Raw genomic sequence first — 25,722 nt, 5'->3', positions numbered from 1 at the left:
TGCAAACCGCGGGCCCCATCTCGCTCTTCCACACCCCCGCCGCTTCGCGGCCGCCCCCTGACTCAGGGGGCTTTCCCCGGATACATCCGGAAGCACCGGCCGTTGGCCGGCAGCACCGGGGATCCTTGTCATTGCGCTTATCGGCCAGCAGCCGGGCTACCCCGGTCCCCAGATCGCCGCATCGAGATTGCGCACTGGCCGGGCGCGCTTGACCCGGCCGTTCTCCACTGCCACGCCCTCCGCGCGCAGGCGCTGGCACTGCTCGCGCCAGCCGGCCGAGCCTTCGGGCATGGCGATGCGCCCATCCGAACGCAGCACCCGGTGCCACGGCAATGCCGGGTCGTCGTTGTCGCCGAGCAGGCGCGCCACCAGCCGCGCGCGGCCCGGCAGGCCGGCCTTGGCCGCCACTTCCCCGTAGCCCATCACCTGCCCGCGCGGAATCGCACGGATCACGCCGAGGATGCGGGCGCGGCCAACCGTCGGGTCGGCCGCCGCTTGCTTGCCCCGCGACGCAGCCGCCCTGACCGGCCCGCGCACCGTTCCTTCGCCCCGCTTCATCGCATCAGCACCACTTCTTCGGCCGACGTCGGGTGGATCGCGACCGTGTCCTGCAACTGCCGCAGGGTGACGCCGGCCTTCAAGGCCACGGCGAAACCCTGCAGGATCTCGTCGGCACCCTCGCCCAGCAGGTGGATGCCGACGACCTTCTGCTCCTCGCCGGCGCAGACCAGCTTGAACAGCGTGCGCCCCTGCCCGTCGCCCAGCGCCTGCAACATCGGCCGGAAACGGCTGTGGTGGGTCGTCACCATGTCGAAGCGCCGGCGCGCGGCTTCCTCGCCCAGGCCGACGCTGCCGAGCGGCGGATGCGAGAACACCACGCTGGGCACGTTGTCGTAATCCAGATGCGCATCGGCCTGGCCGCCATGCAGGCGGTCCATCAGCCGTCGCGCGGCGGCGATCGCCACCGGCGTCAGCATCGCCCGCCCGGTCACGTCGCCCACCGCGAAGATGCCGGGCACCGAGGTGTTCTGGAAGGCATCGACGGCAATGGCGCCCGTGTCGTCCAGCGCCACGCCGGCCTGCTCCAGTCCCAGCCCGCCGGTACTCGGGGCGCGGCCGGTGGCGAACAGCACGGTGTCGAACGTGGCATCGCCGGGCCCGCCATCCAACCGCGCATGGATGCGCCCTTCCCGCTGCTCCAGCGCCTGCACCCGGCAGTCGAAATGCACGCCGATGCCCTGCGCGCGCAGGTTTTCCGCCAGTTGTCCGGCCAGTTCGGCGTCGAACCCGCCGAGCAGGCGCTGGCCACGCACCAGCAGCGCCACCTCGCTGCCCAGCGCATGCAGCACGCCGGCCAGTTCGACCGCGATGTAGCCACCGCCGACGATGGCCACCCGCGACGGCGCCGCCTGCAGCGCGAAGAAATCGTCCGACGTGCCGCCCAGCCCGGCGCCGGGCAGCGCCGGCTTCAGCGCATGCGAGCCGGTGGCGATGACGATGTGCCGCGCCTGCAGCCGCATGCCGTCGTCGCACTCCACCGTGCGCGCATCCAGCAGCCGGCCACGACGGGCGATGTGGGCCACGCCGGTTTCCTGCAGCCGCCTGCGGTAGCTGGCGTGGATGTTGTCGATGTACTGCTGCCGCCGTTGCAGCAGTTGCGGCCACGCCAGCGCCGGCGTGGCCGGCACGTCGAAACCCAGCTTCGCCGCCAGCGCGATGCGCTCGGCCAGGTCGGCGGCCAGCCACATCGCCTTCTTCGGCACGCAGCCGACGTTGACGCAGGTGCCGCCCAGTGCCGACGGCTCCAGCATCGCCACCTTCGCGCCATGCGCGGCGGCGCGGAACGCCGCGGCCAGGCCGCCGGAGCCGGCTCCCAGTACCACCACATCGTATTGCCGTGCCGTCATTGGACCTGCCTCATTGGAAGCGCTCCGCGCGGTAGGGCGCGGGGTCGATGGCCGGCGCCCGCCCGGTGATCAGGTCGGCCATCAATTGCCCGCTGCCGCTGCTCATGCTGATGCCGAGCATGCCATGCCCGGCGGCGAGCCATACGTTGGCATGTTTCGGCGAACGGCCCAGCACCGGCATGTCGTCCCACGTCATCGGCCGCCAGCCGTACCAGCGTTCGTGCACCCGTTCGCCCAGCGGCTGCCGCAGGTACTGGCGCGCGGCATCCTCCAGCGCGCGCAGGCGGGTGGCGTTGAGGCGGCGGTCGTGGCCGGAGAATTCCATCGTCCCGCCCAGGCGCATGCACCCGTCCCAGGCGATGACGAATACCGAACGGTCCTTCAGCACCACCGGCCGGCCGGGTACCTGCGCCGGCCGGCTGGCGGTGATCGAATAGCCCTTGCCGGCCTGGATCGGCACGCGCACGCCGACCTGCGCGGCCAGCCGCGGCGACCAGGCGCCGGTGGCCAGCACCAGTTCGCGCGCGTGGCGCTCGCCGTTGCCGGTGCGGACGCGGACGTCCTGCGCCCGTGGCTCGAACGACAGCAGCGGGCACTGCTCTTCGATCACCACGCCGCGCCCGCGCAGCACCCGGCCCAGCTCGGCGGTGTAGCGGTCCGGGCGCAGGCTGGCGTCGCCGGGGAAGCGGATCGCGCCGACGATGCCGTCGTTGAACGCCGGCTCCTGCCGCAGGTAATCGCCACCGTCGATGACCTCGGTGGCGATGCCCAACGCCTGCAGGGCCGCGCATTCGGCCGCGTGCCGCTCGAAATTGCGCGGCTCGCGGAACACGTAGTCCAGCCCTTTCTCGGCGAACTCGCAGTCCAGCGAATACCGCCGCACCCAGTCGGCCAGCCGCTGCCGCGAATCGTTGAGCAGCGCCGCACGGCCGCGCGCGCTGCGCTGCCAGTCGCGTGCGTTGCAGCGTGCGGCGAAGTGGAAAAGCCAGCGCCACAGCGCCGGGTCCGGCCGCGGCGGGATGTACAGCGGCGCCTGCGGCGACAACATCCAGCGCAGCGCCTTGGACAACACGCCGGGCGCGGCCAGCGGCGGCGCATGGCTGGGAGTGATGGTGCCGCAGTTGCCGTGCGAGGTGGCGCCGCCGATGCGGCCGGCATCCAGTAACCGCACCTGTCGTCCCGCATCGGACAGGGCCAGCGCGGTGGCCAGCCCGGTCGCGCCGGCACCGATGATCAGTACATCGTCATGGGGGGATTTCACCGCCCCATTCTAGGGCGCGGCCCCGGCGCGGCGACGCAGTGGTGGCAACTGCAAGTATGTGAACGCACGCCACAGCCACTCCATCGGCCCGAAGCGGAAGTGCTTCAGCCACAGGTGGCTGCCCAGCACCTGCGCGGCGAACAGCACGACCGCGAAAAGCAGCTGCCACGCCCGCCCCATCTGCTCGAACAGGCCCAGCCCGTAGCCGTAGAACAGCAGCGTGCACAGCACCGACTGCAGCAGGTAATTGCTCAGTGCCATGCGCCCGGTCGGCGCCAACCAGCGCAGCCGGTGGCTCCAGCGCACGCCCCAGGCCAGGTAACCCAGGCACATCAACAGGCCGGCCAGTGCGTTCAGGGCATAGACGGCCGCTGTCCCCAGGTCGAAGCGGCCCGGCGCCACGTAGGGCTGCCAGCCCGCGCTCAGCAGCATCACCGCCAACCCCAGCGGCCACACTGCCCAACGCAGCCAGCCGAACAGCCGCGGGTAGTCGCCCGGCCGCGCGATCGCGCCGCTGCGCGCGAACCATGCGCCGATCAGGAACATGCCCAGCACCTGCGGCCCGACCAGCAGCAGGCCGCCCAGCGCGGTGCCGAAATCGCGCAGCCGCTGCGCCACGGCCTGCAGGTAGCCGCCGTGCCCGTAGACCTGTCGCTGCGCCTCGATGGCCGAGCGTGCCGCGTCGGCCTGCGCCGCCATCGCATCGGCGGGCAGCAGCATCACCATCGCCCCCAGCAGCAGCACCAGCACCGAGGCGGCCAGGTAGACCACCACGCCCAGCGCCGGCAGCCAGCCGCGCGGCGCCTCGCGGAAGGCCAGCAGCATGAACGACAGCAGCGCATAGCTGACCAGGATGTCCCCGGACCACAGCAGCAGCGCATGCACCAGGCCGATGCCCAGCAGGCCCAGGCTGCGGCGCAGGTAGAAGCGGGTGAACTCGCGCCCGGCCGCCTCGGCACGCTGCGCCATCACCGCAAAGCCCGCACCGAACAGCAGCGAGAACAGGGTGAAGAACTTGCCCTGCACGAACACGTAGACGAAGGCGTCGGCCCAGCGGTCCGGCCCCTGCCAGTGCGGGTCGATGCCGGTGAAGGACAGGTCCAGCGGCCCGCTGAACGCCTCTATGTTCATCAGCAGGATGCCCAGCAGCGCCAGCCCGCGCAGCACGTCCAGGGTGGCAATGCGTTCGTTCGGCGCGACCGGCCGGAAGGCGGTGGTGGACAAGCGGCGGGACTCCTTGGTGATGGCCGACCATTATGGGCGGCGCGCGTGGATGCGGGTGTTGCCCCGCATGGGGCCTTGCCGGGAATGCCTCGTGCCGGGCAAGCCCGGCACCTGCGTGGGAGGCGAGCGTGTGGAGATGGGCTTGCCTCGCCTCCCCAACCGCAAAAACGAAACGGCCCGCACGAGGCGGGCCGTCCATCGCAGTGCCGCGGCGGCAACGATCAGTGGTGGTGGCCACCGTCGCCGTGCACGTGGCCGTGCTGCACTTCTTCCTCGCCGGCCTCGCGGACCTCGACGATTTCCACGTCGAAATGCAGGTCCTTGCCGGCCATCGGGTGGTTCAGGTCGACGTCGACCACGGTCATGCCGACCTTCTGCACGGTGACCGCGCGCGGGCCGAAGTTGGTCTGCAGGATCACCTGCTGCCCCGGCACCAGCCGGGTGTTGCCGAAGTGCTTCTTCGGCACGCGCTGGGTCAGGCCCTCACGGCGCTCGCCGTAGGCATCGGCCGAGGCCACGTCCACGCCGAAGTTCTCGCCGGCTTCCTTGTCCATCATCGCCGCTTCCAGGCCCGGGATGATGTTGCCGTGGCCGATCAGGATCGCCAGCGGCTCACGGTCCTTCGAGCTTTCGATCGGCTCCTGGCCGACCTCGGAGACGGTGTAGTGGAAACGGACGACGCGGTCTTTTTCGATCTTCATGCGCAACTCTGTAGATGGCTGCCGGCTGGCAGGCGATGGGACGACCTTGCCGGCCGCCGGGTGGGCCGCCATCATGGCGGCCATCCTGAAGCGGCGCATTATCCCGGCTCCATGCACATCACGCCAGTTTCCCGCCCGTCGCCGTGGCACCTGCCCGTCCTGCTGGTACTGGCCGCCGCGCTGGCCGCCTGCGGCCACGCCCCGGCCAAGCGCACCCCACCCGCCGCCTCCACGCACGCCTGGCCGCAGGTGGCGCCGGCCGATCCCGCCGCCGCCTCGGCGGTGCTGATGCGGGCGCTGGGGCTGGTCGGCACGCCCTACCGCTACGGCGGCAACACCCCCGAGTCCGGTTTCGACTGCAGCGGGCTGGTCAACTACGTCTACCGCGACATGCTGGCGTTGAACCTGCCGCGCACCTCGCGCGAGCTGGCCGCGGTGCAGGGACCGAAGATCAGCCCGCAGCGGCTGGCCGCCGGCGACCTGGTGTTCTTCGGCAACAAGGGCAACGTCTGGCACGTGGGCATCTATGTAGGCGAAGGCCGCTTCGTGCATGCCCCCAGCACCGGCGGCACCGTGCGCCTGGACCGGCTGGACGGCCCTTACTGGCAGCAGCACTATACCGGCGCCAAGCGCGTGTTGAACTGAAAGCATGATGCAGGTCAGTTTCAATAACAAATTTTTAACGAAATTTGCACCTTTCGCCTGCATTCGCAAGGCATCATCGCGCATCGATTTTTTGTGACTGCCACGTGACGATCGCTCCACCGACCCGCCAACGCCGGTTTCCGACTCGCGCCACCCGCCGGCTGCTCTGTGCCGCGGCCCTGGCAGTCACCAGTCTTTCCGCCTTCGCCCAGAGCGCCGACGAAGCCGTCGTCCAAGCGTCTGCCGCTGCCACCAAGCCGGCACCGGCCAAGGCCGAAGCCCCGCGCAGCCGCGCCGATGCCGCCGCCAGCGCCACCCTGGCCGCCCTGCTCCCGCACCTGGCTGCCAGCGACACCATTCCGCTGATGGACCGCTCGGCGATGTTCGCCGGCGACCTCAGCCGCCTGCTGTCCGCCTACGACGCCTCCCGCAGCGTCGCCAACGCCACCGATGCCGCGCTGGCCAATGACAGCGACGGCAAGGTGCAGTCGATCCTGCGTCGCGCGATGGCCCTGCTCGGCACTCCGTACCGCTGGGGCGGCACCTCGCCGGATGCCGGCTTCGACTGCAGCGGCCTGGTCGGCTACGTGTTCCGCACCGCGCTGGGCATCGAGCTGCCGCGCGTGTCGCGCGAGATGGCCAGCCAGACCGGCAATGAACTGATCAAGGACCGTGCGGCGCTGGTCGCTGGCGACCTGGTGTTCTTCGGCCGCCGCGGGCGCGTCGACCACGTCGGCATCTATGTCGGCGACGGCCGCTTCCTGCACGCGCCGAGCACCGGCAAGGACGTGCGCACCGATACCCTGCTCAGCGGCTACTGGGGCGACAAGTTCATGCAGGCCCGGCGGGTGGACCTGTAAGGCTTCATGCTGCTGCAAACACCGAAAGGCCGCGGATATCCGCGGCCTTTCGCGTTCGGGAGCCCCGTCCGGCGCATGAATGCGCGGGTCGGCACGGATAGTCCGCATTCATCCCTTTTTTGCAATCACCGGGCCCGACCAGGAGGTGTATAAGTAGCCGCTTGGAGCGTGGTGAACGCATGGCAGCAACACCCGGTTCGACAAAACGCTGCGTGATCTGGTTCGGAGAACCGTGCCCACGCGAGAAGATCCTGCTGGCCGCCGAAGGCTGGCAGGTACGTACGGTGTTACCCAGGCAAGCCGCGGGCATCGGCATGCGCGCCAACGACCAGGTGGTCGGCGTGATCGACCTGCGCCACCACTCCGGCGACGAACTGGAACACCTCGAAGCGCTGGCCAGCGAACACCGCCACCTGCCGCTGCTGGGCATCGAGCCTGCGGCGCCGCACGACGACGATGCCCGCACCCACCGTCTGTTGTCCGCCTGCCGGCAGCGCTTCGCCCATCCGCTGGACCTGGACGAACTGATGCGGCGGCTGGCCACGCTGGACGACGATCCGGCATGGCACCGCACCGACGACGTGTTCGACTGCCTGCGCGGGGAAAGCACGGCGATGCTGGCCATGCGCGCAACCCTGCGCAAGTTCGCCCCCGTCGACCTGCCGGTCCTGATCACCGGCGAAACCGGCACCGGCAAGGAGGCCGCCGCGAATGCACTGCACCGGCTGTCGCAGCGCGAGGGACACCCGTTCCTGGCGATCAACTGCGGGGCGATCGCGCCGACGCTGCTGCAGTCGGAACTGTTCGGCCACGAGCGCGGCTCCTTCACCGGCGCGACCACGCGCCGCCAGGGGCTGTTCGAGAATGCGCACCGCGGCACCGTGTTCCTCGACGAGGTCGGCGACCTGCCGATGGAGGCGCAGACCAGCCTGCTGCGGGTACTGCAGGAAGGCACCATCGAGCGGATCGGCAGCAACCAGCCGATCCACGTGGACGTGCGGGTGCTGGCGGCGACCCATGTGGACCTGGAGCAGGCAATCGAACAGCGGCGCTTCCGCAGCGACCTCTACTACCGGCTCAACGTCCTGCACCTGTCATTGCCGCCACTGCGTCGGCGCGACGGCGACATCGAACTGCTGGCCCGGCATTTCCTGCGCGTGTTCCGCGCGCACCACGCGGTGCGCGCGCGCGGCTACACCAGCGCCGCGCTGCAGGCCATGTCGCGTTTCCACTGGCCGGGCAACGTGCGCGAACTGCTCAACCGGGTGCAGCGCGCGGCCATCACCACCGAGGACGAATTGATCGACTGCGCCGACCTCGGCATCGGACCGTCCGCCGATGCGCTCGCGCGGGACCCGGCCGGCAACCGCATCGACCGCGAGGCCCTGCTGTCCTGCCTGGCGCAGAGCCGCTACAACGTCAGCGCCTGCGCGCGCCTGATGAAAGTCTCGCGCGTGACCGTCTACCGCCTGTGCCGCAGGCACGCGGTGCGGTTGGATACGCTGCGCTAAGCGCCGCCCGGCCTACATCGCATACGGCAGCTTGAACGACAGGCTGAAATCCGGCGCATCCGGGGTGAGGCCGATGCCGAGCAGGCTGACGAAGGTGGCCCGGGAGGTCAGCGCGTAAGTCACCCCAAGATTCAACGAGCCGGCATTGGCGTCGCTGCCGATCACCTTCATCCACCTGCCGTCCTTGTAGCGGGTGGAGGCGCGTGCGCTGAGCTTGTCGCTGAAGGAAATGCTCAGGCTGGTGCGTTCGTTGAAGGCGAACGCCACGCCCGCGCCGAAGTAGTACGAATCGCCCAGCTTCACCTCGCCCGGGTTGACCGTGTCCGGGTTGGAGTCGATGTCGCCGAAGCCGCGCTTGAACGAGCGGATGTAGCCGACGTTGGCGAACAGGATGGCCGGGTCGGCGGTCTTCACCGCCGACAGACCGGCGCTGGCCTGCCATACGCCGTTGCCGGTGGGCTGTTCGGCCGGTACCGCGAAGCGGATGAAGTCGTCGTCGTCGCGCTCGATCACCTTCCAGTCCAGGCCATAGGGTTCGCGCCCGGTGGGCGCGGTGATGCCCGCGGTGAACACCGTCTCCGGCCGCCAGCCGCGCTCGCCGAACAGCCTGTAGTTGGCGCTGAGGGTGGCGTCGCCGATGCCGGCGCCGTGCGTCTCCTCCTGCGCGATGGCCGCGGCCGAGCCGCCGGCCCCGCCCTTCTGGTAGAGCGTCTTGCGCCCGATGTAGGGCACGTCCAGGTTCAGCGTCAGCCGCGGGTTGACGCCCCAGCGCGCGGCGAAGTTCCAGGTCAGCGAATCGGACTCGACGTTCTCGATGGCGATGTTGCCGAGGAAGATCGCGTCCAGCGCCAGGAAGCCGTTGAGGGTGAGCTGCTTGCGGTCATAGCGCGCGTAGCTGAGGCTGTTTTCCAGGGTCAGGCGACGATTGAACAGCGCCGACTGCTGCTGCTTGACGTCATCGACGCTGCGTCGCGCCGCATCCTGCGCCGCCTGTGCCTCGGTCGCGGAACTGGCATAGCCCTCGCCGGTCGTCGGAGCCGCGGCGGGCGCGGGTATGGCCGCCTGTGCGGGAACCTGTGGCGACGCCGGTGGCGCAGCCCTGCCGTTGATCCGCGCCTGCATGGCCTGCATCTGCATATCGAGGTCGCGCAACCGCCGCACTTCCTGCGCGTAGCTCGCCTTGAGCGACTCCAATTGCGCCAGCATCGCCTCCATCCGCGCTTCGTCGCCCCCGGCCGCGGCCTCCTGCGCCGCCACCCGCGGCGCCACCACGGCCAAACCCGCCAGCGCCGCCATCGCCAGTCGATTCATCGTCGTGTTCCTCTGCCTGTGTCCTGCTCCATGCACCGCAATGCCTACTGCCCGCCGCTCCCGGCCATCCCGCGGTTGAGCGAGATGGCCTGCGCCACGTTCTGCGCCAGCGTCCGGTCGTCCACCAGCGACTGCCGCACCAGATCCACCTGCAGGCGGTTGCCCGCCTGCTGTCCGTCGGCCATCAGCTGGATGCTCTGGCCGACGCTGCCATTGCGCAGCCACTGCCGCACCGCTCCCTGCCCGTCCACGCGCAGCTCCAGTTGCGCGGCATTGCCGTCGAAACCGGCCATCGCGCTGGCGTCGCCCACCTGCAGGCGGGCATCGCCGCCAACGCCGCCCTGCTGTTCGGGGACGATACCGTCGTCACGCACGTCCAGGTGCAGCACGTTGCTGGCGGTGTTGCCGTCGCCGGCCACCTGCACGCTCTGCACCAGCCCGGAAACATTGCCCAGACCGCTGCCGTCGATGCTGCGCGCACCCGTGCCGGGCAGCGGCGCATCGGCCGCGGTGATGCTGACGCTGGGGGTGAAGCTCACCGTTGGCACCCTGCCCTTGCTGAAATCCATGCCCAGGGTCAGCCCGCCCTGCAGGCGCTGGCCGTTGGCGGCCTGCCAGACCGAGATCATGGTCACGCCGAACCATGCCACGGCGTTGCCGCCCACCGTGTAGCGGCCGCGCATCAGGTTCAGTTCGGAATCGGGAATCTCGTGCAGGCCCTTGCCGGGGGACGCCACCGGTTCCGCGGCATGGGCCGACAGTGCGAACGCCAGCGCAAGCAGCGCCGGGACGGTTGTACGGATGTGCATGACAACGCTCCTTCAGAACAGATCGGCATGGGTGAAGCCGAAGTCCACCAGCTCCGCGTCGGTGATGGGTCCGCGCCCCTGGCGCGCATACAGCGCGCGGGCGCTGGCCTTCCGGCTGGGTTGCAGCAGCACCGTGTCGCGGTCGAAGTCGCTGCCTATCACCACGAACACCGCGCGCGACGGCCACGCTTCCAGAAATTCGTGCAGCGGCAGCGCCCGGTTGCCGAGGATCGGGTCGCCGATCTCGGCCACGTCGCCATGCACCTGCTTGAGCACGACGAAGTGGCGGAAGCCGCGCACGTCCATCAGCACCAGCCCCGGCACCCGCAGGCTCCGGAGCCGCTCCTCGTCGATGCGGTAGCCGCGCCCGCGCATGCCCAGCGACTCGACGTAACGTTTGATGTCCAGCAGCGAGAAACCGCGCTGCCGGACCAGTTCGGGGTCGGCCACGCCCATCATGCCCTCGATCACCGTGGCCTCGTCGGTGTTCAGGTGGTAGGCATGGCGCAGGATCGTGGCCAATGCCGCCGCGCCGCAGCTGTAGTCGGTGTGCTGGCGCACCAGGTTGCCGAAGCGCCGCTCCTGCATGCTCTCGACCTTGCCGGCGTAAAGCGCGCCATTGGGCAGGACGCCGCTGAAGGCGACGTCGCCGGCGTGCGCGTCCGGCACCACCGACATGGCAAGGGCTGCAAGCAGCATCCAACGGAACATGGTCCTCGGCGCCTCCGTGGGCATCGGCAGGTGGAAGTCCCCGCCCCGCGGGGGAGGAACGGGGACTCCCGGGTCACCCGGCCATTGGCGGATGGCCGGGCTTGTTGCTCCTGGCAGGTGCGCCGCCCGTGCGGGCGGCGCATCCGGTCACTCGCTGCCGCCGGTGCCGCCGCCGCTGGAGGGCTGCGCGACCGCCAGGGTCAGGCTGTTGGCCTGCAGGTTGCCGGTGCCGGCGGAGACGTTCACGCCGATGTTGCCGGACGCCGCGGAGAACGCGCTGCCGGAGAGGCTGGCGGTATTGGTCGCATCCACCGCGATCCAGTCCACGTCGACCACCTGCCCGCTCAGGCTGGCCACCAGGTCGGCCGTGCCCATCTCCGAGAAACTCAGCCGGCCGCTCTCGTCGGTATCCCAGGCCATGCCGCCCACGCCCTGCCTGTACGGGTTGCGTACCGCGCCCTGGGTTTCGTTGTCCCAGTCGCTGTGGCCGGTCTGGTTGCCGCCGGTATGGGTGTTGCCGGTCCAGTTGTCCGGGTAGAAGTTGGTCTTCTGGTAGGAGTTGCCGGTACCGCTGTAGCTGCCGCTGCCGCTGCCGCGGGTGGTGCCGGTGACGTTGCCGCGCATGCTGATGGAGTAGGTGTTGACGAGGTAGTCGTAATAACCGTCGTTGTCCACGGTGTTGCCCGAGGACACCTGGTTCGAGCTGACGCTCGCGGTGGCGTAGGCGCTGGTGGCCACCGACGCGGCCAGCGCGTTCTTCTGCTCGTTGTTGTTGCCCGAGGTGACGTTCACGCCGATGTTGCCGGAAGCGCCGGAGAACGCATTGCCGCCGATGTCCGCGGCATTGGTCACGCCGTAGTTCATCGTGGTGTTGTTCATGCCGCTCTGGTTCACGAACACCTCCGCGTCGGCCATGCCGAAACTGAAGGAGGCGTCCGCGGCCGACAGCGCGGCGGCGTTGTCCTGCGCGTTGTTGTCGCCAGCGGCGACGTTGAAGCCGAGGTTGCCCGAGGCGCTGGAGGCCACGTCGTCGGCGATCGAGGCACCGTTCTGCACCAGGCCGTTGGAGGCGCTGTTGCCGGAGATCGACTGGCGGTTGTCGATCACGGCGATGGCCGCCGAGTCCAGGTCGATGTTGCCGGTGATGGTCGGGTCGCCGGAGAACTGGATGTCAGACCCCAGCCGCAGGTCCTTTTCCAGGTTCACGGCGACGCCGTGGTTGTTCTTCTCGCTGCGCTCGTCCGCGTTGATGTTGGAGGTCTTCTGCACGTCCTCGTACACCTGCGTGCTGGAACGCGAGTCGGCGTAACGAAGCACCGCGGCGGCGTCCAGCTTCAGGTCCACGTCCGTGTCCACCGTGGTGTTCGTGGTCGTATTGGTGTTGGTGTTGGTGTTGGTATTCGTGTTGGTGCGCGTCTCGTTCACGTTGTGCTGGTGATCGATGTCCGCGCTCCGGTTCTGGTTGTCCGCCGCATTGGCTGCCGCGCTCAGGGTGAGCGCGGAAACCGCCATGGCGAGTACGGTCCATTTATTCGCTTTCATGGTGCCCTCTTCAGGTTTTCTGATGCATCGGGTTGATGGAACGTCGTTCACGGGGAGCCCTGCACGGACAGGCTCAGCCTGTTTTCCGTGGCATTGCCCGAGCCCGCGATCTGATTGAGTTGCAGCACGCCGTCGAAACCGCGCAATGCGGATGCCTCCACGCCCACCTTGCGGCTGGCGCGTGGATCACCGGCGGCGGGCTGCCCCCCTGCCGACGCGATGGCGGAAGACGCGGCCATCGCCTCGTCCGTTGCCTCGCGTATGCCCTGTGCGGCCAGCGTCGCGGTCACGGCATTCACTTCCGAATTGCCGCCGCCACTGGCCTGGTTGATCGATGCGATGCCGCTGGCCCCGGCCAGTGCGTCACCCACGATGCAGGCCGAGGCCCACAGCGGGTGGTCGAACGCCTCCGAGCGGTGGCGCTGGCCGGCATCGACGCTGGCTGCCGCGCGCTGGCCGCTGGCCAGCCCGTGCAGGTTGGCCTGCAGGTTCATGTCCCCGGCGGCCTGGTTGACCTTGATCGAACCGGCGGCGCCGGCCAGCGCCCGCCCGTCGATGCGGCTGTCGGCGGAAAGGTAGGCGAGCATGCCGGCATAGCCGTCGCCGCGCGGCTGCGCCGATGCCGGCAGCATCGCGCCGCCCAGCAGCACGAGCCCGAGAACCCGGCGCCACGGGATGCGGCCCGGATTCATGGTCCACCCGTCGCAACCGGTTGCGCCTGCGGGAACTGCGCCAGCGCGCCACGCAGCTGGTCGCCGACGCCACGCGTGGCGCCGCCCACGGCGCCCATCGGGCCACCGACCATGCGCGCCATCTGGCCGCCGGCCAGCATGCCGCCCTCGCCCGTCACCCGGTCCAGCGCACCACCGGCCACGCCGCCGGCCACCCGCTCCACGGTACCCTGGCCATGCACGGCACCCGGCGCGGCATGGGCCAGGCCGGATTCCATCGCGGCGTAGTCGGCATCGTCCAGTTCATCAAGACCGCCGATGCCCAGTGCCGAGCCCACTTCCCTGCGCGGCGAAGGATCGACGATCAGGGCCATGCCCGGCGGCGGCATGCGGTAGGCCGGGCGGGTGGAGACATCGCGCAGCAGCACGATTTCACCCGGCTTCGCCTTCACCCCTTGGTGCGCATCCGCGGCCTGTGCCGCACTGGCGCAGGCGGCGGCCAATACCAGCCAACCTGCCAGCGCATTGACACGCCTGGGAATCCTGCCATCCATATGCATCGTCCGCTTGTGCTTGGGCAAGGTGTTGGAGCAGCAACCATGCCAAGAAGAAAATTCAAGCAAAAACAATGCATTGCGAATACACCACGGGATGCACGACTGTATCCCTGCAACACCTGGCGGCCGTGGCGGGAACCCGGACGCGGGCCGGCGCACGACACCGGCCGCCCGTGCCGGCAGGCATCGGGCGGTGTTGCAGCCGCCGTGTTACAGCAGGTGTTACATGCGCAACACCCCACAGCGGAAAGGCCGGGAAATCCCGGCCTTTCCATGTCCTCGGTCCATTGGCGCGGCGCGCTCAGGAATGCGCGTCACCACCGCTTTCCACCGCCGCGGTATTGGGCCCCTCGTAAACCGCACGATCCAGCAGCCCGGTTTCCTTGGCCACGATCACCGGCACCACCATCTGCCCGGTGACGTTGGTCATCGTGCGCATCATGTCCAGCACGCGGTCGATGGCGTACAGGTAGCCGATCGCCTCCAGCGGCAGGTTGGCCGCGCTCAGCACCACCGTGGCCATCACCACCGCGGTGCCCGGCACGCCGGCGGTGCCGAAGCTGCCCAGCACCGAGGCGATCAGCACCACCACGTACTGCTCCGGGGTCAGCGGCACGCCGGTGTACTGGGCGATGAACACCGCGCACAGCGCCGGGTAGATCGCGCCGCAGCCGTCCATCTTGATGCTCGCGCCCAGCGGCACGGCGAAGGAGGCGTAATCCTTGTTGACGCCGAGGTTGTCGGTGATCGAGCGCATCGCCACCGGCATCGCCGCGAAGCTGGACGAGGCGACGAAGCCCACCTGCATGCCCGGCGCGGCGCCGCGGAAGAACTTGATCGGGTTCAGCCCGTGCGCCAGCAGCAGGCCGCTGTAGACCACGACGATGTGCAGCGCGCAGGCCACGTACAGCGCCAGCACGAAGCTGCCCAGCGGCAGCAGCTTCTCGAAGCCGTAGCTGCCGACCAGCCCGGCGATCAGGCCGAAGGTGCCCAGCGGGGTCATCTCCAGCACGAAGCGGGTGACCTGGATCATGATCTCGCTGAGCTGCCCGGTCAGCCTGCGCGCCTCGTTGACCTTCTCGCCCAGCTTGACCATCGCGAAACCGACCAGCCCGGCGAAGAAGATCACCGGCAGGATCGAGCCGCGCCCGGCCGCCAGCACGGTTTCGCCCGCCGCGTTGATCCGGGTGCCGATGCCGGACAGCGCGTAGAACACGTTGGCCGGCACCACGTCCATCAGCACCTTGGCCACCGACGGCACGTCGCGCGGGGTGTAGGCGCTGTCCACGCTCAGCTGCAGCCCGCCGGTGCCCGGCTGCATCACCGTGCCCACCAGCAGGCCCACGCCCACCGCCAGCGCGGCGGTGACGATGAACCACAGGAAGGTGCGCCCGCCCAGCGCCGCGACCGACTTCTGCCCGTGCAGCGAGCCGATGGCGTTGATGACCGCGAAGAACACCAGCGGCACCGCGATCATCTTGATCAGGGTCACGTACAGCTCGCCCAGCGGCCCGAACCAGGTTTCGGCCGCCGGCCCCAGCACCCAGCCGGCCAGCGCGCCGAGCACGAAGCCCGCCACCACGCGCTGCCAGAACGGTATCCGCAACCACGCAGAAACCAGCTTCATGTCGTCATTCCAGGGGAGTATTCCGTAAAGGCGGGCACGATAACGCAAGCCCGGCGGCGGCACGATCTCACAGGGACAAAGCTGCGTGTCATCGGCGTGCCTTTTCCGCTCGGTCATAATGGTCGTTCATTTCCGTTGACCGCATGCCGCCATGCCCGACACCAAATTCCTGCTCGCCGCCCTGTCCACCCTGCTGCTCGGCGCCTGTACCAGCGCCGGCGCGCCGAAGCCCCCCGCCACGCTGGCGGTAACGGTGCCGCAGGTCGCCCACCCGCAGGGCGAAACCCCGCAATGGTGGTACCGCAACGGCGCCGCGCAGGCCGCGGCCAACGGCGCGATGGCCGGCAAGGCCAAGAACGTGATCCTGTTCCTCGGCGACGGCATGAGCCTGACCACCGTGGCCGCCGCACGCATCCTCGAAGGCCAGCGCCACGGCGGCGCCGGCGAGGAAAACCTGCTGTCGTGGGAGCGCTTCCCCGCCACCGCGTTCAGCAAGACCTACAACACCGATTCGCAGACGCCGGATTCGGCCGGCACCATGACCGCCATCACCACCGGCGTGAAGACCCACATGGGCGCCATCGGCGTTTCCGCCGGTCCCCGCAACGACTGCGCCGACAGCCTGAACAAGCACCTGCTGACCTGGCTGCAACTGGCCGACAGCGCCGGCATGGCCACCGGCGTCGTTTCCACCGCACGCCTGACCCACGCCACCCCGGCCGCCACCTACGCCAACTCGCCCGACCGCAACTGGGAAAACGACACCGACCTGCCGGAAGCGGCCAGGGCCGCCGGCTGCGTGGACATAGCCCAGCAACTGCTTTCGACCGCGCGCTTCGGCCGCGGCCCGCTGGTCGCCCTCGGCGGCGGCCGCGCGCAGTTCACCACCGTCGAAGAACGCGACCCCGAATACGACGACAAGGTCGGCCAGCGCCTGGACGGCCGCAACCTCGTCGCCGAGTGGCAGCAGGCGCACCCGCAGGGCGCCTACGTCTGGAACACCGCGCAGCTGAAGGCCGCCGCCGGCGCCCCGGCCCTGCTCGGCCTGTTCGAGCCGGACCACATGCAGTACGAGCAGGACCGCGCCAACGACCGGGCCGGCGAACCCTCGCTGGCCGAGCTGACCCGCACTGCCATCGCCAACCTGTCCAAGCACGGGGAAGGCTACGTGCTGATGGTGGAAGGCGCGCGCATCGACCACGCCAACCACAGCGGCAACGCCGCCCGCGCGCTCGGCGACACCATCGCCCTGTCCGACGCGGTGCGCGCCGCCGCCGAGGCGACCTCGGCCGAGGACACCCTGATCATCGTCACCGCCGACCACTCGCACACCCTGAACTTCGTCGGCTACCCGGCGCGTGGCAACCCGATCCTGGGCAAGGTCAAGGACAAGGGCGGCGAAGACGGCACCGGCGGGCTGGAACTGGCCCGCGACGCCACCGGCCTGCCCTACACCACGCTCAGCTACGCCAATGGCCCCGGCTACACCGGCGCCAGCAACCAGCAGCCGGCCGGGCCGAAGAAGTACCCGCATGCGCCGAGCAGCTTCGACCCGGCCAGCGGCCGCCCCGACCTGACCCACGTCGATACCGAGCACCCGGACTACATGCAGGAAGCGCTGGTGCCGGCCAAGAGCGAATCGCACGGCGGCGAGGACGTCGGCATCTGGGCACGCGGCCCCGGCAGCAACGCCGTGCGCGGCACGCTGGAGCAGAACACCATCTACCACCTGATCGTGCAGGCCACCCCGCGCCTGCGCGAACGCCTGTGCGCGCAGGGCACCTGCGATACGCAGGGTGTGCCGGTGGAACTGCCGCAGCCGACGACGTTCGAACGCAGGACCCCGTGACGGCGATGCGCACCGCCGCGTATCGGTCCGTGGCGGCGGTGCTGCCGTCCCTGTTCTCCGCCGCAGCCGCGCTCGCGGCCGGGGACGACTGCCTGCTGCCGGAACGGTTCGACCTGCCAGTGCTGGAAGGCTGCCGGCAGGCCGCGCCCGGCACGCTGGAACTGTCCGCGGACGCGCTGGCCCGGCTGCCGTTCAATGCGGATGGGCTGGCCACGGTGCTTGCCGCCGGCCAGTTTTATTACGTGCGCCGCGATGGCCATTACCTGCCGGTCATCACCTTCGACAACGGCGCGGACTATTTCAGCGAAGGCCTGGTCCGCGCCGTCGTCGGCGGCAAGCTCGGCTATTACGACACCGGACTGCAACCGGCCTTCGCCGCCCGCTTCGACTGGGGCTGGCCGTTCGAGGACGGCGAGGCGCTGGTCTGCGAAGGCTGCCGCCGCGGCGAAACCGACGCCGACGGCCATACGCCGATGATCGGCGGCCGCCGCTACCGCATCGACCGCCACGGCAATCCACTGCCGGAATCCCCGTAGGAGCGACGCCAGTCGCGACAGGGCTTCACCGGCAACCCCACATCGCGACTGACGTCGCTCCTACAATTCCCGGATGACCCTGCATTCCCCCTCCCTGCTGGATGCCGCCGCCGGAACGCCGGTGCTGGTCGGCTTCAGCGGCGGGCTGGATTCCACCGTGCTGCTGCACCTGCTGGCGCACGCACCCGACCGGCGCGAGGCCGGCCTGCGCGCGGTGCACGTGCACCACGGCCTGCAGGCCGGGGCCGACGACTGGGCGGCCCACTGCCAGCGCATCTGCGACGAATGGCAAGTGCCGCTGCACATCATCCACGTGCAGGTCGGCGACGACACCGGCCTTGGCCCCGAAGCGGCGGCGCGCCACGCCCGCCATGCGGCCTTCGCCGAACTGCTGCAAACCGGCGAATGGCTGGCGCTGGCCCACCACCGTGACGACCAGGCCGAAACCTTCCTGCTGCGCGCCCTGCGCGGCTCCGGCAGCGACGGGCTGGCGGCGATGCGCGAACGCCGCGCCTTCGCCGCCGGCCAGCTGTGGCGCCCGCTGCTGCATGTCCCGCGCGCGGCGCTGGAAGTCCATGCGCGCCTGCATCGATTGCACTGGATCGAAGATCCCAGCAACACCCGCGACGCCTTCGACCGCAATTTCCTGCGCAACACGGTGATGCCGTTGCTGGCCGGGCGCTGGCCCGACGCGGCGGCCATGTTCGCGCGCAGCGCGGTGCTGGCCGGCGAGGCCTCCGGCCTGTTGCACGTACACGACGCGCAGGCACTGCACGCCTGCGATGGCGGCGACGGCACGTTGTCGGTCACCGCCCTGCGCGCGCTGCCACCGCCGGCCTGCGCCCGAGTACTGCGCCTGTGGGTGCAGCAACGCGGGCTGCCGCCGCTGCCGGGCAACGGCGTGGCACGCATCCGCCACGACCTGCTCGATGCCGCGCACGACCGGCAGGCCGAATTCCGCTGGCAACAGGCGCGCATCGTGCGCTGGCGCGACTGCCTGCACGCCATCGGCGAACTGCCGCACTGGCCCGCCGGCTGGCAGGCACGCTGGGACGGCCACGCGCCCCTGCCGCTGCCCGACGGCGGCAGGCTGGAGCTGCACGGCGCCCCCGCTTTCGATACCCCGCTGCAGGTACGCCAGCGGGAAGGCGGCGAACGCATCCGGCTGCCCGGCCGCGGGCACAGCCACCTGCTCAAGCACTGCCTGCAGGATGCCGGGGTCGCGCCGTGGCTGCGCCCGCACCTGCCGCTGTTGTGCGATGCCGCACAGGTACTCGCCGCCGGCGACCGCATCGTCTCGGCGACGCTGCACGGCTGGCTGCGGGAGCGCGCCGCGCACCTGCGCTGGCACGCCCCCGCCCCCGCGAATTGACCCTTTCCCGCATGCCGCTCACACTTGCGGCCATGCCCAAGAAGTCCCCAAACGAGACCTCGCCGGTCGCCCACTTCGAGCAGTCGCTGGAAGAGCTGGAGCAACTGGTGGAGAAGATGGAAGCCGGCGACCTGAGCCTGGAGCAGTCGCTGAGCGCCTACGAGCGCGGCGTCGGCCTGTACCGGCAATGCCAGCAGGCGCTGGAGCAGGCCGAACTGCGCGTGCGCCTGCTCACCGACCCGGCGCAACCGGACAAGTCCGAACCGTTCGACCCCGTCGGCGATGACGACTGACGCCCTGTTCGCCGGTTGGATCGCACGCACCGAACAGCAGCTGCAGGCCGCCCTGCCCGACCCGGAAACCGCGCCACGGCGCCTGCACCAGGCCATGCGCCATGCCGCGCTCGGCGGCGGCAAGCGCATGCGACCGCTGCTGGTCCACGCCGCCGGACACCTGTTCGACGCCGATCCTGCCCTGCTCGATGCCCCCGCCGTGGCGGTGGAACTGGTCCACTGCTACTCGCTGGTGCACGACGACCTGCCGGCGATGGACGACGACGACCTGCGCCGCGGCCGCCCGACCACCCACGTCGCCTTCGACGAAGCCACCGCCATCCTCGCCGGCGACGCGCTGCAGACCCGCGCCTTCGAAGTGCTGGCCGCGGAGCCGCTACCGCCCACGTTGGCGGTGGCCTGCCTGCGCACCCTGGCCGGCGCCTCCGGCGTGGCCGGCATGTGCGGCGGGCAGGCGCTGGACATCGACGCCACCGGCCGCGCCCAGCCGCTGGACGACCTCAAGCACATGCATGCACTGAAGACCGGCGCGCTGATCCGCGCCGCGGTGCGCATGGGCGCGCTGTGCGGCGGCGCGGACGAAACGCAACTGGCGCGGCTGGATGCGTTCGCCGATGCGCTGGGGCTGGCCTTCCAGGTGCGCGACGACATTCTCGACGTCGAGGCCAGCTCCGAACAGCTCGGCAAGACCGCCGGCAAGGACGCGGCGCAGGACAAGTCCACCTTTCCTGCATTGCTCGGCATGGACGGCGCCAGGGCACAGCTGGAAACACTGGCCGCCACGATGCGCGATGCGCTGGCGCCGTTCGGCACGCGCGCCGGCGCATTGGCGGCGCTGGGCGAACTGGCTATCCACCGCTCGCATTGAGGCTTGGACTCGCGGATCGCCGGCAATCGCGGCAATTGAATGCTCTCGTAGGTGCGGGGCTTGCCCCGCACAGGGACTTCGCAGCAAGGCCCCATGCGGGGCAAGCCCCGCATCTACGGAATCCGTCGCTCCAGCCAGCGCGTGGCCATGCGCCGCATCGATTCTTCGGCCTGCGCGTCCGCGGCAATCCCGGCGATGTCGCGCCACGCCAGCTCCAGCGACTCTTCGCTGACCACGAAAGCCTCGTCCGCGCCGGCCTGCACCACGTAGCGCACGTCGTGATGCCAGTGCCCCGGCACGTCGCCGCGCTCCGGAATCCAGTGGCAGTCGAGGTCGAAGATCGCCGCCGTCGGCAGCCGCAATCCGGTCAGGCCGGATTCTTCCTCCGCCTCGCGCAGGGCCACCGCCGCCAGGTCGCGGTCACCGTCGGCGTGGCCGCCCAACTGCAGCCAGCGCCCCAGCTTGCGGTGATGGGTCAGCAACACGCGCCGGCCGTCGGCGCTGACCAGCCATGCGCTGCCGGTGAAATGCCCGGACAGGCGCGAACGCGCGAACGGGTCGTTGCCGGGCTCGTCCAGCAACGCCGCGTATCCGGCGGCCAATGCGGCGTGTTCCGGCACGCGCCGCGCATAGTCCTGCAGCGCCAGCCGCAGCTCCCGATCCTGTTGATGCATGACTGCAGGCACATCCCATCGCTTCCGTCCGGCGCCCATTATCACCGTCCATGCTGCACCTGCGCTTGTCGGTTTTCGGCTCCTTTGGCAAGGTAGTCCGCTGCTGCCGGTTCAGCCTGCAGTTCAACTTGCAACGCCGCGGCTTGCCGCCGCGGCACCGACGAACAGCCTGGGAAACAGCGAATGCTCAAGACACTGCTGAGGGTCAAACCGGTCGAACCGGCCGCACACGTGGATGCCGGCGAACCGGTGGAAGGCAGCCTGCAAGGCGAAGCCACGCTCAAGCGCACCCTCACCGCACGGCACCTGGTATTGCTGGGCATGGGCGCGGTGATCGGCGCCGGCATCTTCGTCATCACCGGGCAGGCGGCGGCCAACCACGCCGGCCCGGCGATCATGCTGTCCTTCGTGCTGGCCGGCCTGGCCTGCGCCTTCGCCGGCCTGTGCTACGCCGAGTTCGCGGCGATGATGCCGGTGTCCGGCAGCGCCTATTCGTACTCCTACGCCACCCTAGGCGAAGGCATGGCCTGGTTCATCGGCTGGTGCCTGGTGCTGGAATACCTGTTCGCCTCCTCGTCGGTGGCGGTGGGCTGGTCGGCCTACCTGCTCAGCTTCCTCACCAGCACCCTGCACCTGCCCTTCCCCGATGCGCTCACCGCCGCGCCGATCGCCTGGGAAAACGGCCAGTTCATCGCCTCCGGCAAGCTGTTCAACCTGCCGGCGGTGCTGATCATCGCGGTGGTGTCCGGGCTGCTTTACGTCGGCGTCACCCAGTCCACCTTCGTCAACGCGATCATCGTCGCGGTCAAGGTGGCGGTGATCTGCCTGTTCGTCGGTTTCGGCGCGATGTACGTCACCCCCGAGAACTGGACGCCCTTCATCCCCGACAACACCACCGGCGTGTTCGGCCAGTTCGGCTGGAGCGGCGTGTTCCGCGCGGCCTCGATCGTGTTCTTCGCCTACATCGGCTTCGACGCGGTTTCCACCGCCGCCGGCGAGACCAAGGACCCGCAGCGCAACATGCCGATCGGCCTGCTCGGCTCGCTGGCGGTGTGCACCATCATCTACATCGTGGTCTGCGCGGTGATGACCGGGCTGATGCACTACACCAAGCTGGGCACCGACAAGCCGGTGGCCACCGCGCTGGAAGCCTATGCCAACCTGGCGTGGCTGAAGACCTGGGTCGAGATCGGCGCCATCGCCGGCCTGTCCTCGGTGATCCTGGTGATGATGATGGGCCAGACTCGCATCGCCTACACCATCTCCCGCGATGGCCTGTTGCCGCGGATATTCGGCAAGGTGCACCCGAAGTTCCGCACCCCGCACCTGAGCACGGTGATCGTCGGCGCGGTCGCGGCCACGCTGGCCGGGCTGGTGCCGCTGAACGTGCTGGGCGAACTGGTCGCGATGGGCACGCTGCTGGCCTTCGCCACCGTCTGCGTCGGCGTGCTGATCCTGCGCCGCACCCGCGCGGAGATGCCGCGCCCGTTCCGCGTGCCGGCGGTGTGGCTGGTCGCCCCGCTCGGTGCGCTGATCTGCCTGACCCTGTTCGCGATGGCGTTCGCCGCCCACTGGCTGGTCTTCGTGCTATGGAACGTCCTCGGCGTGGCCATCTACCTCGGCTACGGCATGCGCCACAGCAAGCTCAACAAGAGCGTCTGATTCCAACACTCCCGACCGGCGCCGATGGCGCCGGTTTCATTGCGCGACCGCCGCGCCCCGCAACCAGCGAAGACCCGAACCATGCTCAAGCAACTGTGGGCCACCAAACATCCGCACGCCGCCCATGAAGAGGCCAACGGCCTGAGCCTGCGCCGCACGCTCGGCCCGTGGGGGCTGACCGCGCTGGGCATCGGCGCGGTGATCGGCGGCGGCATCTTCGTCATCACCGGGCAGGCCGCGGCCGACCACGCCGGCCCGGCGATCATGCTGTCCTTCGTGTTGGCCGCGGTGTGCTGCGCGTTCTGCGCGATGGCCTACGCCGAGTTCGCGGCGATGGTGCCGGTGTCCGGCAGCGCCTACACCTACACCTACGCCACCTTCGGCGAGCTGTCGGCGTGGTTCATCGGCTGGATGCTGGTGCTCGAATACGGCGTCTCCGCCTCGGCGGTGGCGGTGAGCTGGACCGGCTACTTCCTCAGCCTGCTCAGCCATTTCGACATCCACCTGCCGGCGGCGCTGGTCAACGCGCCGCTGGACGAGAAGCTGCGCCCCACCGGCGCCATCGCCAACCTGCCGGCGGCCGGGCTGGTGCTGCTGCTGACCTGGCTTTGTTATGTGGGCATCCGCAAGTCCTCGGCGATGAACATGGCGATGGTCATCCTCAAGACCGGGCTGATCGTGCTGGTGATCGCCGCCGGCTGGAAGTACGTGGATCCGGGCAACTGGACGCCGTTCATCCCCGAGAACGTCGGCCCCGGCAAGTACGGCTTCGAGGGCGTGCTGCGCGGCGCGGCGATGGTGTTCTTCGCCTACATCGGCTTCGAGGCGGTGTCGGTGGCGGCGCAGGAGTCGCATCGGCCGCAGCGCGACATGCCGATCGGCATGCTGCTGTCGCTGGTGGTGTGCACCGTGCTGTACATCGCGATGGCCGCGGTCATGACCGGGCTGGTGCCCTACACCCAGCTGGGCACCGCCGAGCCGGTGGTCACCGCGGTGGCCGCACACCCGCAGCTGGGCTGGCTGCGCGTGATCGTCGAGGTCGGCGCGCTGATCGGCCTGTCCTCGGTGGTGCTGGTGATGATCATCGGCCAGCCGCGCATCTTCATGATCATGGGCCGCGACGGCCTGCTGCCGCCGGTGTTCACCCGCATCCACCCGAAGTACCGCACCCCGCACATCAACACCGTCATCACCGGCATCGGCATCGCCCTGCTGGCGGCGCTGTTCCCGCTGGACATCCTCGGCGAGCTGACCTCGATGGGCACCCTGATCGCCTTCGCCGCAGTCTGCGCCGGCGTGCTGGTGCTGCGCCGGACCCAGCCGGACCTGCCGCGCCCGTTCCGCATGCCGGCGGCGTGGCTGATCTGCAGCCTCGGCGTGCTCAGCTGCGGCGCGCTGCTCACCGCGATGACCGCGCACAACTGGATGCTGATGGGGGTCTGGACCGCGGCCGGCTTCATCATCTACTTCGCCTACGGCCACCGCCACAGCAAGCTGCGCCGCTGAAAACTGCAGGCGCTTGTGGGTGCCGACCGTCGGTCGGCACTCCTTCCCCCCCTGCGCCGCCCGACCAACGGTCGGGCGCTACCCAATCACGGTAGTGCCGGCCGCTGGCCTGCAACCTCGCATCACCCAGCATCCTTGCAGATGCCGGCCAGCGGCCGGCACTACAGCTTTTGCGGGCAGCCCGTAGAATTGCAGGCATGAATGCCCCCTCTGCCCCCTACGACGCCCGGCGCCTGAGCGAACTGGCCCAGCTGCTGATCGACAACGTCCGCGAACTGGCCCAGGCCGGCTGGACGCCGGCCACCAGCAGCAATTTCTCGCACCGGCTGGACGACCGGCATGCGGCGATCACCGTGTCCGGCAAGGACAAGGGGCGGCTGGTCGAGGCCGACATCATGGTGGTGGATTTCGACGGCAAGGCGGTGGGCCGGCCGCTGCGCCCATCGGCCGAAACCCTGCTGCACACCCAGCTCTACGCCCGCTTCGCGGACGTTAACTGCGTGCTGCACACCCATTCGCCGGTGCAGACCGTCGCCTCGCGCCTGTACGGCGCGCAGGGCCACATCCGGCTGGAAGGCTACGAACTGCTCAAGGCATTGCACGGCAATTCCACCCACGAAACCGCGGTGGACCTGAAGGTGTTCCCGAACACCCAGGACATGGACGTACTGGCCGCGCAGGTGGAAGCCGAGCTGGACAAGGGCCCGATGTGGGGCTACCTGATCGACGGCCACGGCCTGTACGCCTGGGGCCGCGACATGGCCGAAGCGCGCCGCCATCTGGAGGCCTTCGAGTTCCTGCTGCACTGCGAGCTGGAACTGCGCAAGCTGCGGTAGGTCGGGGTTACGTCCCCGACGTTTCACCGTATGCCCGGCATGGCGCGTCGGGGGCGTAGCCCCGACCTACCCTGCTACCCTTTCCGTCCCCCACACGCCCAGAGCCACCGCCATGAGCCGACTGCGCATCTTCAATGACACCGACCCGGCCACGCCGCTGCTGGACAGCCGCGACGGCGAGGCCATCGCCGCCGAGCTGAAGGCGATCGGCGTCACCTTCGAGCGCTGGCAGGCCAGGCATGAAGTCGCGCCGGGCGCGAGCCAGGAAGAAGTGTTCGCCGCCTACCGCGAGGACATCGACCGCCTCGTCGCCGCCAACGGCTTCAAAAGCGTGGACGTGGCCTCGATCGCGCCGGACAACCCCAACCGCGCCGAGATCCGCCGGAAGTTCCTCGACGAGCATTACCACAAGGAGGACGAGGTGCGTTTCTTCGTCGCCGGCTCGGGCCTGTTCACCCTACACGTGGGCGACAAGGTCTACGAGGTGGAATGCGTGAAGGACGACCTGATCGCGGTACCGGACGGCACCACCCACTGGTTCGACATGGGCGAAGAACCGAGCTTCGTGGCGATCCGCTTCTTCACCGAGCCGGATGGCTGGGTCGGCCATTTCACCGGCACCGACATCGCGCGGAAGTTCCCGCGCTACGAGCCCGGCGTCGCGTGATGCCCAGAGCCCCTCTCCCGTTGGGGTAAGAGGGGCAGCTTGCGAACCACCGGTTCGCTGCCCCTCGAACGCCCTTGCGCCAGCGCAAGGGCCGGGGCGCGAAGCGGGGGTTGGGGTGAGGG

Annotated in this window: 25 protein-coding genes; 12 read left to right on the top strand and 13 right to left on the bottom strand. The window is 69.6% G+C overall.

Going from position 1 to position 25,722, the window contains the following annotated elements:
- Positions 1-156: 156 nt before the first annotated feature.
- From ABB34_RS14275 to ABB34_RS14255, 5 genes are all read right to left on the bottom strand, one after another.
- A complete protein-coding gene (locus tag ABB34_RS14275; RefSeq protein WP_083490231.1) occupies positions 157-558 on the bottom strand; it encodes an MGMT family protein in 402 nt (133 codons plus the stop codon).
- Positions 555-1,907: a glutathione-disulfide reductase gene (gene gorA, locus ABB34_RS14270; protein ID WP_057642041.1), complete on the bottom strand. Its 1,353-nt coding sequence runs from the start codon at positions 1,905-1,907 to the stop codon at positions 555-557. Before gorA ends, ABB34_RS14275 begins: the two co-directional genes overlap by 4 nt.
- Positions 1,908-1,917: 10 nt before the next feature.
- Positions 1,918-3,168: an NAD(P)/FAD-dependent oxidoreductase gene (locus ABB34_RS14265; RefSeq protein WP_057642040.1), complete on the bottom strand. Its 1,251-nt coding sequence runs from the start codon at positions 3,166-3,168 to the stop codon at positions 1,918-1,920.
- A gap of 9 nt (positions 3,169-3,177) precedes the next feature.
- Positions 3,178-4,392, bottom strand: a complete 1,215-nt coding sequence (locus tag ABB34_RS14260) for a DUF418 domain-containing protein (protein WP_057642039.1) — start codon at positions 4,390-4,392, stop codon at positions 3,178-3,180.
- 221 nt (positions 4,393-4,613) lie between these two features.
- Positions 4,614-5,093: an FKBP-type peptidyl-prolyl cis-trans isomerase gene (locus ABB34_RS14255; RefSeq protein WP_057642038.1), complete on the bottom strand. Its 480-nt coding sequence runs from the start codon at positions 5,091-5,093 to the stop codon at positions 4,614-4,616.
- 111 nt (positions 5,094-5,204) lie between these two features.
- Between ABB34_RS14255 and ABB34_RS14250 the strand changes: the two genes are divergently transcribed.
- The 3 genes from ABB34_RS14250 to ABB34_RS14240 all read left to right on the top strand — a co-directional run bounded on the left by ABB34_RS14250 (position 5,205) and on the right by ABB34_RS14240 (position 8,109).
- Positions 5,205-5,738 carry a C40 family peptidase gene (locus ABB34_RS14250; RefSeq protein WP_057642037.1) on the top strand — a complete coding sequence of 178 codons (534 nt, stop codon included), beginning with the start codon at positions 5,205-5,207 and terminating at the stop codon, positions 5,736-5,738.
- Positions 5,739-5,842: 104 nt separating this feature from the next.
- Positions 5,843-6,598 carry a C40 family peptidase gene (locus tag ABB34_RS14245; protein ID WP_057642036.1) on the top strand — a complete coding sequence of 252 codons (756 nt, stop codon included), beginning with the start codon at positions 5,843-5,845 and terminating at the stop codon, positions 6,596-6,598.
- A 179-nt stretch (positions 6,599-6,777) separates the two neighbouring features.
- A complete protein-coding gene (locus ABB34_RS14240) occupies positions 6,778-8,109 on the top strand; it encodes a sigma-54 interaction domain-containing protein (RefSeq protein WP_057642044.1) in 1,332 nt (443 codons plus the stop codon).
- Positions 8,110-8,121: 12 nt separating this feature from the next.
- On the opposite strand, the gene ABB34_RS14235 is transcribed toward ABB34_RS14240, so the two are convergent.
- The 7 genes from ABB34_RS14235 to ABB34_RS14205 form a co-directional block, all read right to left on the bottom strand.
- Positions 8,122-9,420 (bottom strand): transporter family protein, encoded by a 1,299-nt coding sequence (locus ABB34_RS14235; RefSeq protein WP_057642035.1) that lies wholly within the window; start codon positions 9,418-9,420, stop codon positions 8,122-8,124.
- A 44-nt stretch (positions 9,421-9,464) separates the two neighbouring features.
- The gene (locus tag ABB34_RS14230; protein ID WP_057642034.1) at positions 9,465-10,229 is read right to left on the bottom strand and encodes a hypothetical protein; all 765 of its coding nucleotides are present in this window, start codon (positions 10,227-10,229) and stop codon (positions 9,465-9,467) included.
- A gap of 12 nt (positions 10,230-10,241) precedes the next feature.
- Complete coding sequence (locus tag ABB34_RS14225) at positions 10,242-10,940, bottom strand: C39 family peptidase (RefSeq protein ID WP_057642033.1); 699 nt, start codon at positions 10,938-10,940, stop codon at positions 10,242-10,244.
- 147 nt (positions 10,941-11,087) lie between these two features.
- Positions 11,088-12,482 (bottom strand): autotransporter outer membrane beta-barrel domain-containing protein, encoded by a 1,395-nt coding sequence (locus ABB34_RS14220; RefSeq protein WP_057642032.1) that lies wholly within the window; start codon positions 12,480-12,482, stop codon positions 11,088-11,090.
- 47 nt (positions 12,483-12,529) lie between these two features.
- Entirely contained in the window at positions 12,530-13,174 is a 645-nt protein-coding gene (locus ABB34_RS14215) for a hypothetical protein (RefSeq protein ID WP_057642031.1), read from the bottom strand.
- Positions 13,171-13,713 (bottom strand): hypothetical protein, encoded by a 543-nt coding sequence (locus ABB34_RS14210; RefSeq protein ID WP_245625461.1) that lies wholly within the window; start codon positions 13,711-13,713, stop codon positions 13,171-13,173. Before ABB34_RS14210 ends, ABB34_RS14215 begins: the two co-directional genes overlap by 4 nt.
- A 298-nt stretch (positions 13,714-14,011) precedes the next feature.
- On the bottom strand, positions 14,012-15,337 hold the full coding sequence (locus ABB34_RS14205; RefSeq protein ID WP_057642029.1) for a dicarboxylate/amino acid:cation symporter: 1,326 nt from the start codon (positions 15,335-15,337) through the stop codon (positions 14,012-14,014).
- Between the two features lie 151 nt (positions 15,338-15,488).
- Here ABB34_RS14205 and ABB34_RS14200 point away from each other — a divergent pair, with 151 nt between their 5' ends.
- The 5 genes from ABB34_RS14200 to ABB34_RS14180 all read left to right on the top strand — a co-directional run bounded on the left by ABB34_RS14200 (position 15,489) and on the right by ABB34_RS14180 (position 20,255).
- Entirely contained in the window at positions 15,489-17,186 is a 1,698-nt protein-coding gene (locus ABB34_RS14200) for an alkaline phosphatase (RefSeq protein WP_057642028.1), read from the top strand.
- A 5-nt stretch (positions 17,187-17,191) separates the two neighbouring features.
- Positions 17,192-17,722, top strand: a complete 531-nt coding sequence (locus tag ABB34_RS14195) for a WG repeat-containing protein (RefSeq protein ID WP_245625460.1) — start codon at positions 17,192-17,194, stop codon at positions 17,720-17,722.
- Between the two features lie 73 nt (positions 17,723-17,795).
- On the top strand, positions 17,796-19,094 hold the full coding sequence (gene tilS / locus ABB34_RS14190; RefSeq protein WP_057642027.1) for a tRNA lysidine(34) synthetase TilS: 1,299 nt from the start codon (positions 17,796-17,798) through the stop codon (positions 19,092-19,094).
- A 32-nt stretch (positions 19,095-19,126) separates the two neighbouring features.
- The gene (locus tag ABB34_RS14185) at positions 19,127-19,387 is read left to right on the top strand and encodes an exodeoxyribonuclease VII small subunit (protein WP_057642026.1); all 261 of its coding nucleotides are present in this window, start codon (positions 19,127-19,129) and stop codon (positions 19,385-19,387) included.
- Positions 19,377-20,255 (top strand): polyprenyl synthetase family protein, encoded by an 879-nt coding sequence (locus tag ABB34_RS14180; RefSeq protein ID WP_057642025.1) that lies wholly within the window; start codon positions 19,377-19,379, stop codon positions 20,253-20,255. The genes ABB34_RS14185 and ABB34_RS14180 overlap by 11 nt, the downstream gene beginning before the upstream one ends.
- Before the next feature lie 113 nt (positions 20,256-20,368).
- Here ABB34_RS14180 and ABB34_RS14175 read toward each other — a convergent pair whose 3' ends face one another.
- Complete coding sequence (locus ABB34_RS14175; RefSeq protein ID WP_083490230.1) at positions 20,369-20,929, bottom strand: NUDIX hydrolase; 561 nt, start codon at positions 20,927-20,929, stop codon at positions 20,369-20,371.
- 183 nt (positions 20,930-21,112) lie between these two features.
- Between ABB34_RS14175 and ABB34_RS14170 the strand changes: the two genes are divergently transcribed.
- The 4 genes from ABB34_RS14170 to ABB34_RS14155 all read left to right on the top strand — a co-directional run bounded on the left by ABB34_RS14170 (position 21,113) and on the right by ABB34_RS14155 (position 25,600).
- A complete protein-coding gene (locus tag ABB34_RS14170) occupies positions 21,113-22,591 on the top strand; it encodes an amino acid permease (protein WP_057642023.1) in 1,479 nt (492 codons plus the stop codon).
- An 81-nt stretch (positions 22,592-22,672) separates the two neighbouring features.
- On the top strand, positions 22,673-24,097 hold the full coding sequence (locus ABB34_RS14165) for an amino acid permease (protein ID WP_057642042.1): 1,425 nt from the start codon (positions 22,673-22,675) through the stop codon (positions 24,095-24,097).
- Between the two features lie 197 nt (positions 24,098-24,294).
- On the top strand, positions 24,295-24,933 hold the full coding sequence (locus ABB34_RS14160) for a methylthioribulose 1-phosphate dehydratase (RefSeq protein WP_057642022.1): 639 nt from the start codon (positions 24,295-24,297) through the stop codon (positions 24,931-24,933).
- A gap of 112 nt (positions 24,934-25,045) precedes the next feature.
- The gene (locus ABB34_RS14155) at positions 25,046-25,600 is read left to right on the top strand and encodes a 1,2-dihydroxy-3-keto-5-methylthiopentene dioxygenase (protein ID WP_057642021.1); all 555 of its coding nucleotides are present in this window, start codon (positions 25,046-25,048) and stop codon (positions 25,598-25,600) included.
- Positions 25,601-25,722 lie beyond the last annotated feature (122 nt).

It is taken from the genome of Stenotrophomonas daejeonensis (genome assembly GCF_001431505.1).
Taxonomy (GTDB): domain Bacteria; phylum Pseudomonadota; class Gammaproteobacteria; order Xanthomonadales; family Xanthomonadaceae; genus Stenotrophomonas; species Stenotrophomonas daejeonensis.
This window is presented reverse-complemented; position numbering and strand designations above follow the sequence as displayed.

Coding starts and splice junctions, on each gene's coding strand:
- ABB34_RS14275 (WP_083490231.1), bottom strand. CDS start 558: ATGAAGCGGGGCGAAGGAACGGTGCGCGGGCCGGTCAGGGCGGCTGCG.
- gorA (WP_057642041.1), bottom strand. CDS start 1,907: ATGACGGCACGGCAATACGATGTGGTGGTACTGGGAGCCGGCTCCGGC.
- ABB34_RS14255 (WP_057642038.1), bottom strand. CDS start 5,093: ATGAAGATCGAAAAAGACCGCGTCGTCCGTTTCCACTACACCGTCTCC.
- ABB34_RS14250 (WP_057642037.1), top strand. CDS start 5,205: ATGCACATCACGCCAGTTTCCCGCCCGTCGCCGTGGCACCTGCCCGTC.
- ABB34_RS14240 (WP_057642044.1), top strand. CDS start 6,778: ATGGCAGCAACACCCGGTTCGACAAAACGCTGCGTGATCTGGTTCGGA.
- ABB34_RS14235 (WP_057642035.1), bottom strand. CDS start 9,420: ATGAATCGACTGGCGATGGCGGCGCTGGCGGGTTTGGCCGTGGTGGCG.
- ABB34_RS14230 (WP_057642034.1), bottom strand. CDS start 10,229: ATGCACATCCGTACAACCGTCCCGGCGCTGCTTGCGCTGGCGTTCGCA.
- ABB34_RS14225 (WP_057642033.1), bottom strand. CDS start 10,940: ATGTTCCGTTGGATGCTGCTTGCAGCCCTTGCCATGTCGGTGGTGCCG.
- ABB34_RS14220 (WP_057642032.1), bottom strand. CDS start 12,482: ATGAAAGCGAATAAATGGACCGTACTCGCCATGGCGGTTTCCGCGCTC.
- ABB34_RS14215 (WP_057642031.1), bottom strand. CDS start 13,174: ATGAATCCGGGCCGCATCCCGTGGCGCCGGGTTCTCGGGCTCGTGCTG.
- ABB34_RS14210 (WP_245625461.1), bottom strand. CDS start 13,713: ATGCATATGGATGGCAGGATTCCCAGGCGTGTCAATGCGCTGGCAGGT.
- ABB34_RS14205 (WP_057642029.1), bottom strand. CDS start 15,337: ATGAAGCTGGTTTCTGCGTGGTTGCGGATACCGTTCTGGCAGCGCGTG.
- ABB34_RS14200 (WP_057642028.1), top strand. CDS start 15,489: ATGCCCGACACCAAATTCCTGCTCGCCGCCCTGTCCACCCTGCTGCTC.
- ABB34_RS14195 (WP_245625460.1), top strand. CDS start 17,192: ATGCGCACCGCCGCGTATCGGTCCGTGGCGGCGGTGCTGCCGTCCCTG.
- tilS (WP_057642027.1), top strand. CDS start 17,796: ATGACCCTGCATTCCCCCTCCCTGCTGGATGCCGCCGCCGGAACGCCG.
- ABB34_RS14185 (WP_057642026.1), top strand. CDS start 19,127: ATGCCCAAGAAGTCCCCAAACGAGACCTCGCCGGTCGCCCACTTCGAG.
- ABB34_RS14180 (WP_057642025.1), top strand. CDS start 19,377: ATGACGACTGACGCCCTGTTCGCCGGTTGGATCGCACGCACCGAACAG.
- ABB34_RS14175 (WP_083490230.1), bottom strand. CDS start 20,929: ATGCATCAACAGGATCGGGAGCTGCGGCTGGCGCTGCAGGACTATGCG.
- ABB34_RS14170 (WP_057642023.1), top strand. CDS start 21,113: ATGCTCAAGACACTGCTGAGGGTCAAACCGGTCGAACCGGCCGCACAC.
- ABB34_RS14165 (WP_057642042.1), top strand. CDS start 22,673: ATGCTCAAGCAACTGTGGGCCACCAAACATCCGCACGCCGCCCATGAA.
- ABB34_RS14160 (WP_057642022.1), top strand. CDS start 24,295: ATGAATGCCCCCTCTGCCCCCTACGACGCCCGGCGCCTGAGCGAACTG.
- ABB34_RS14155 (WP_057642021.1), top strand. CDS start 25,046: ATGAGCCGACTGCGCATCTTCAATGACACCGACCCGGCCACGCCGCTG.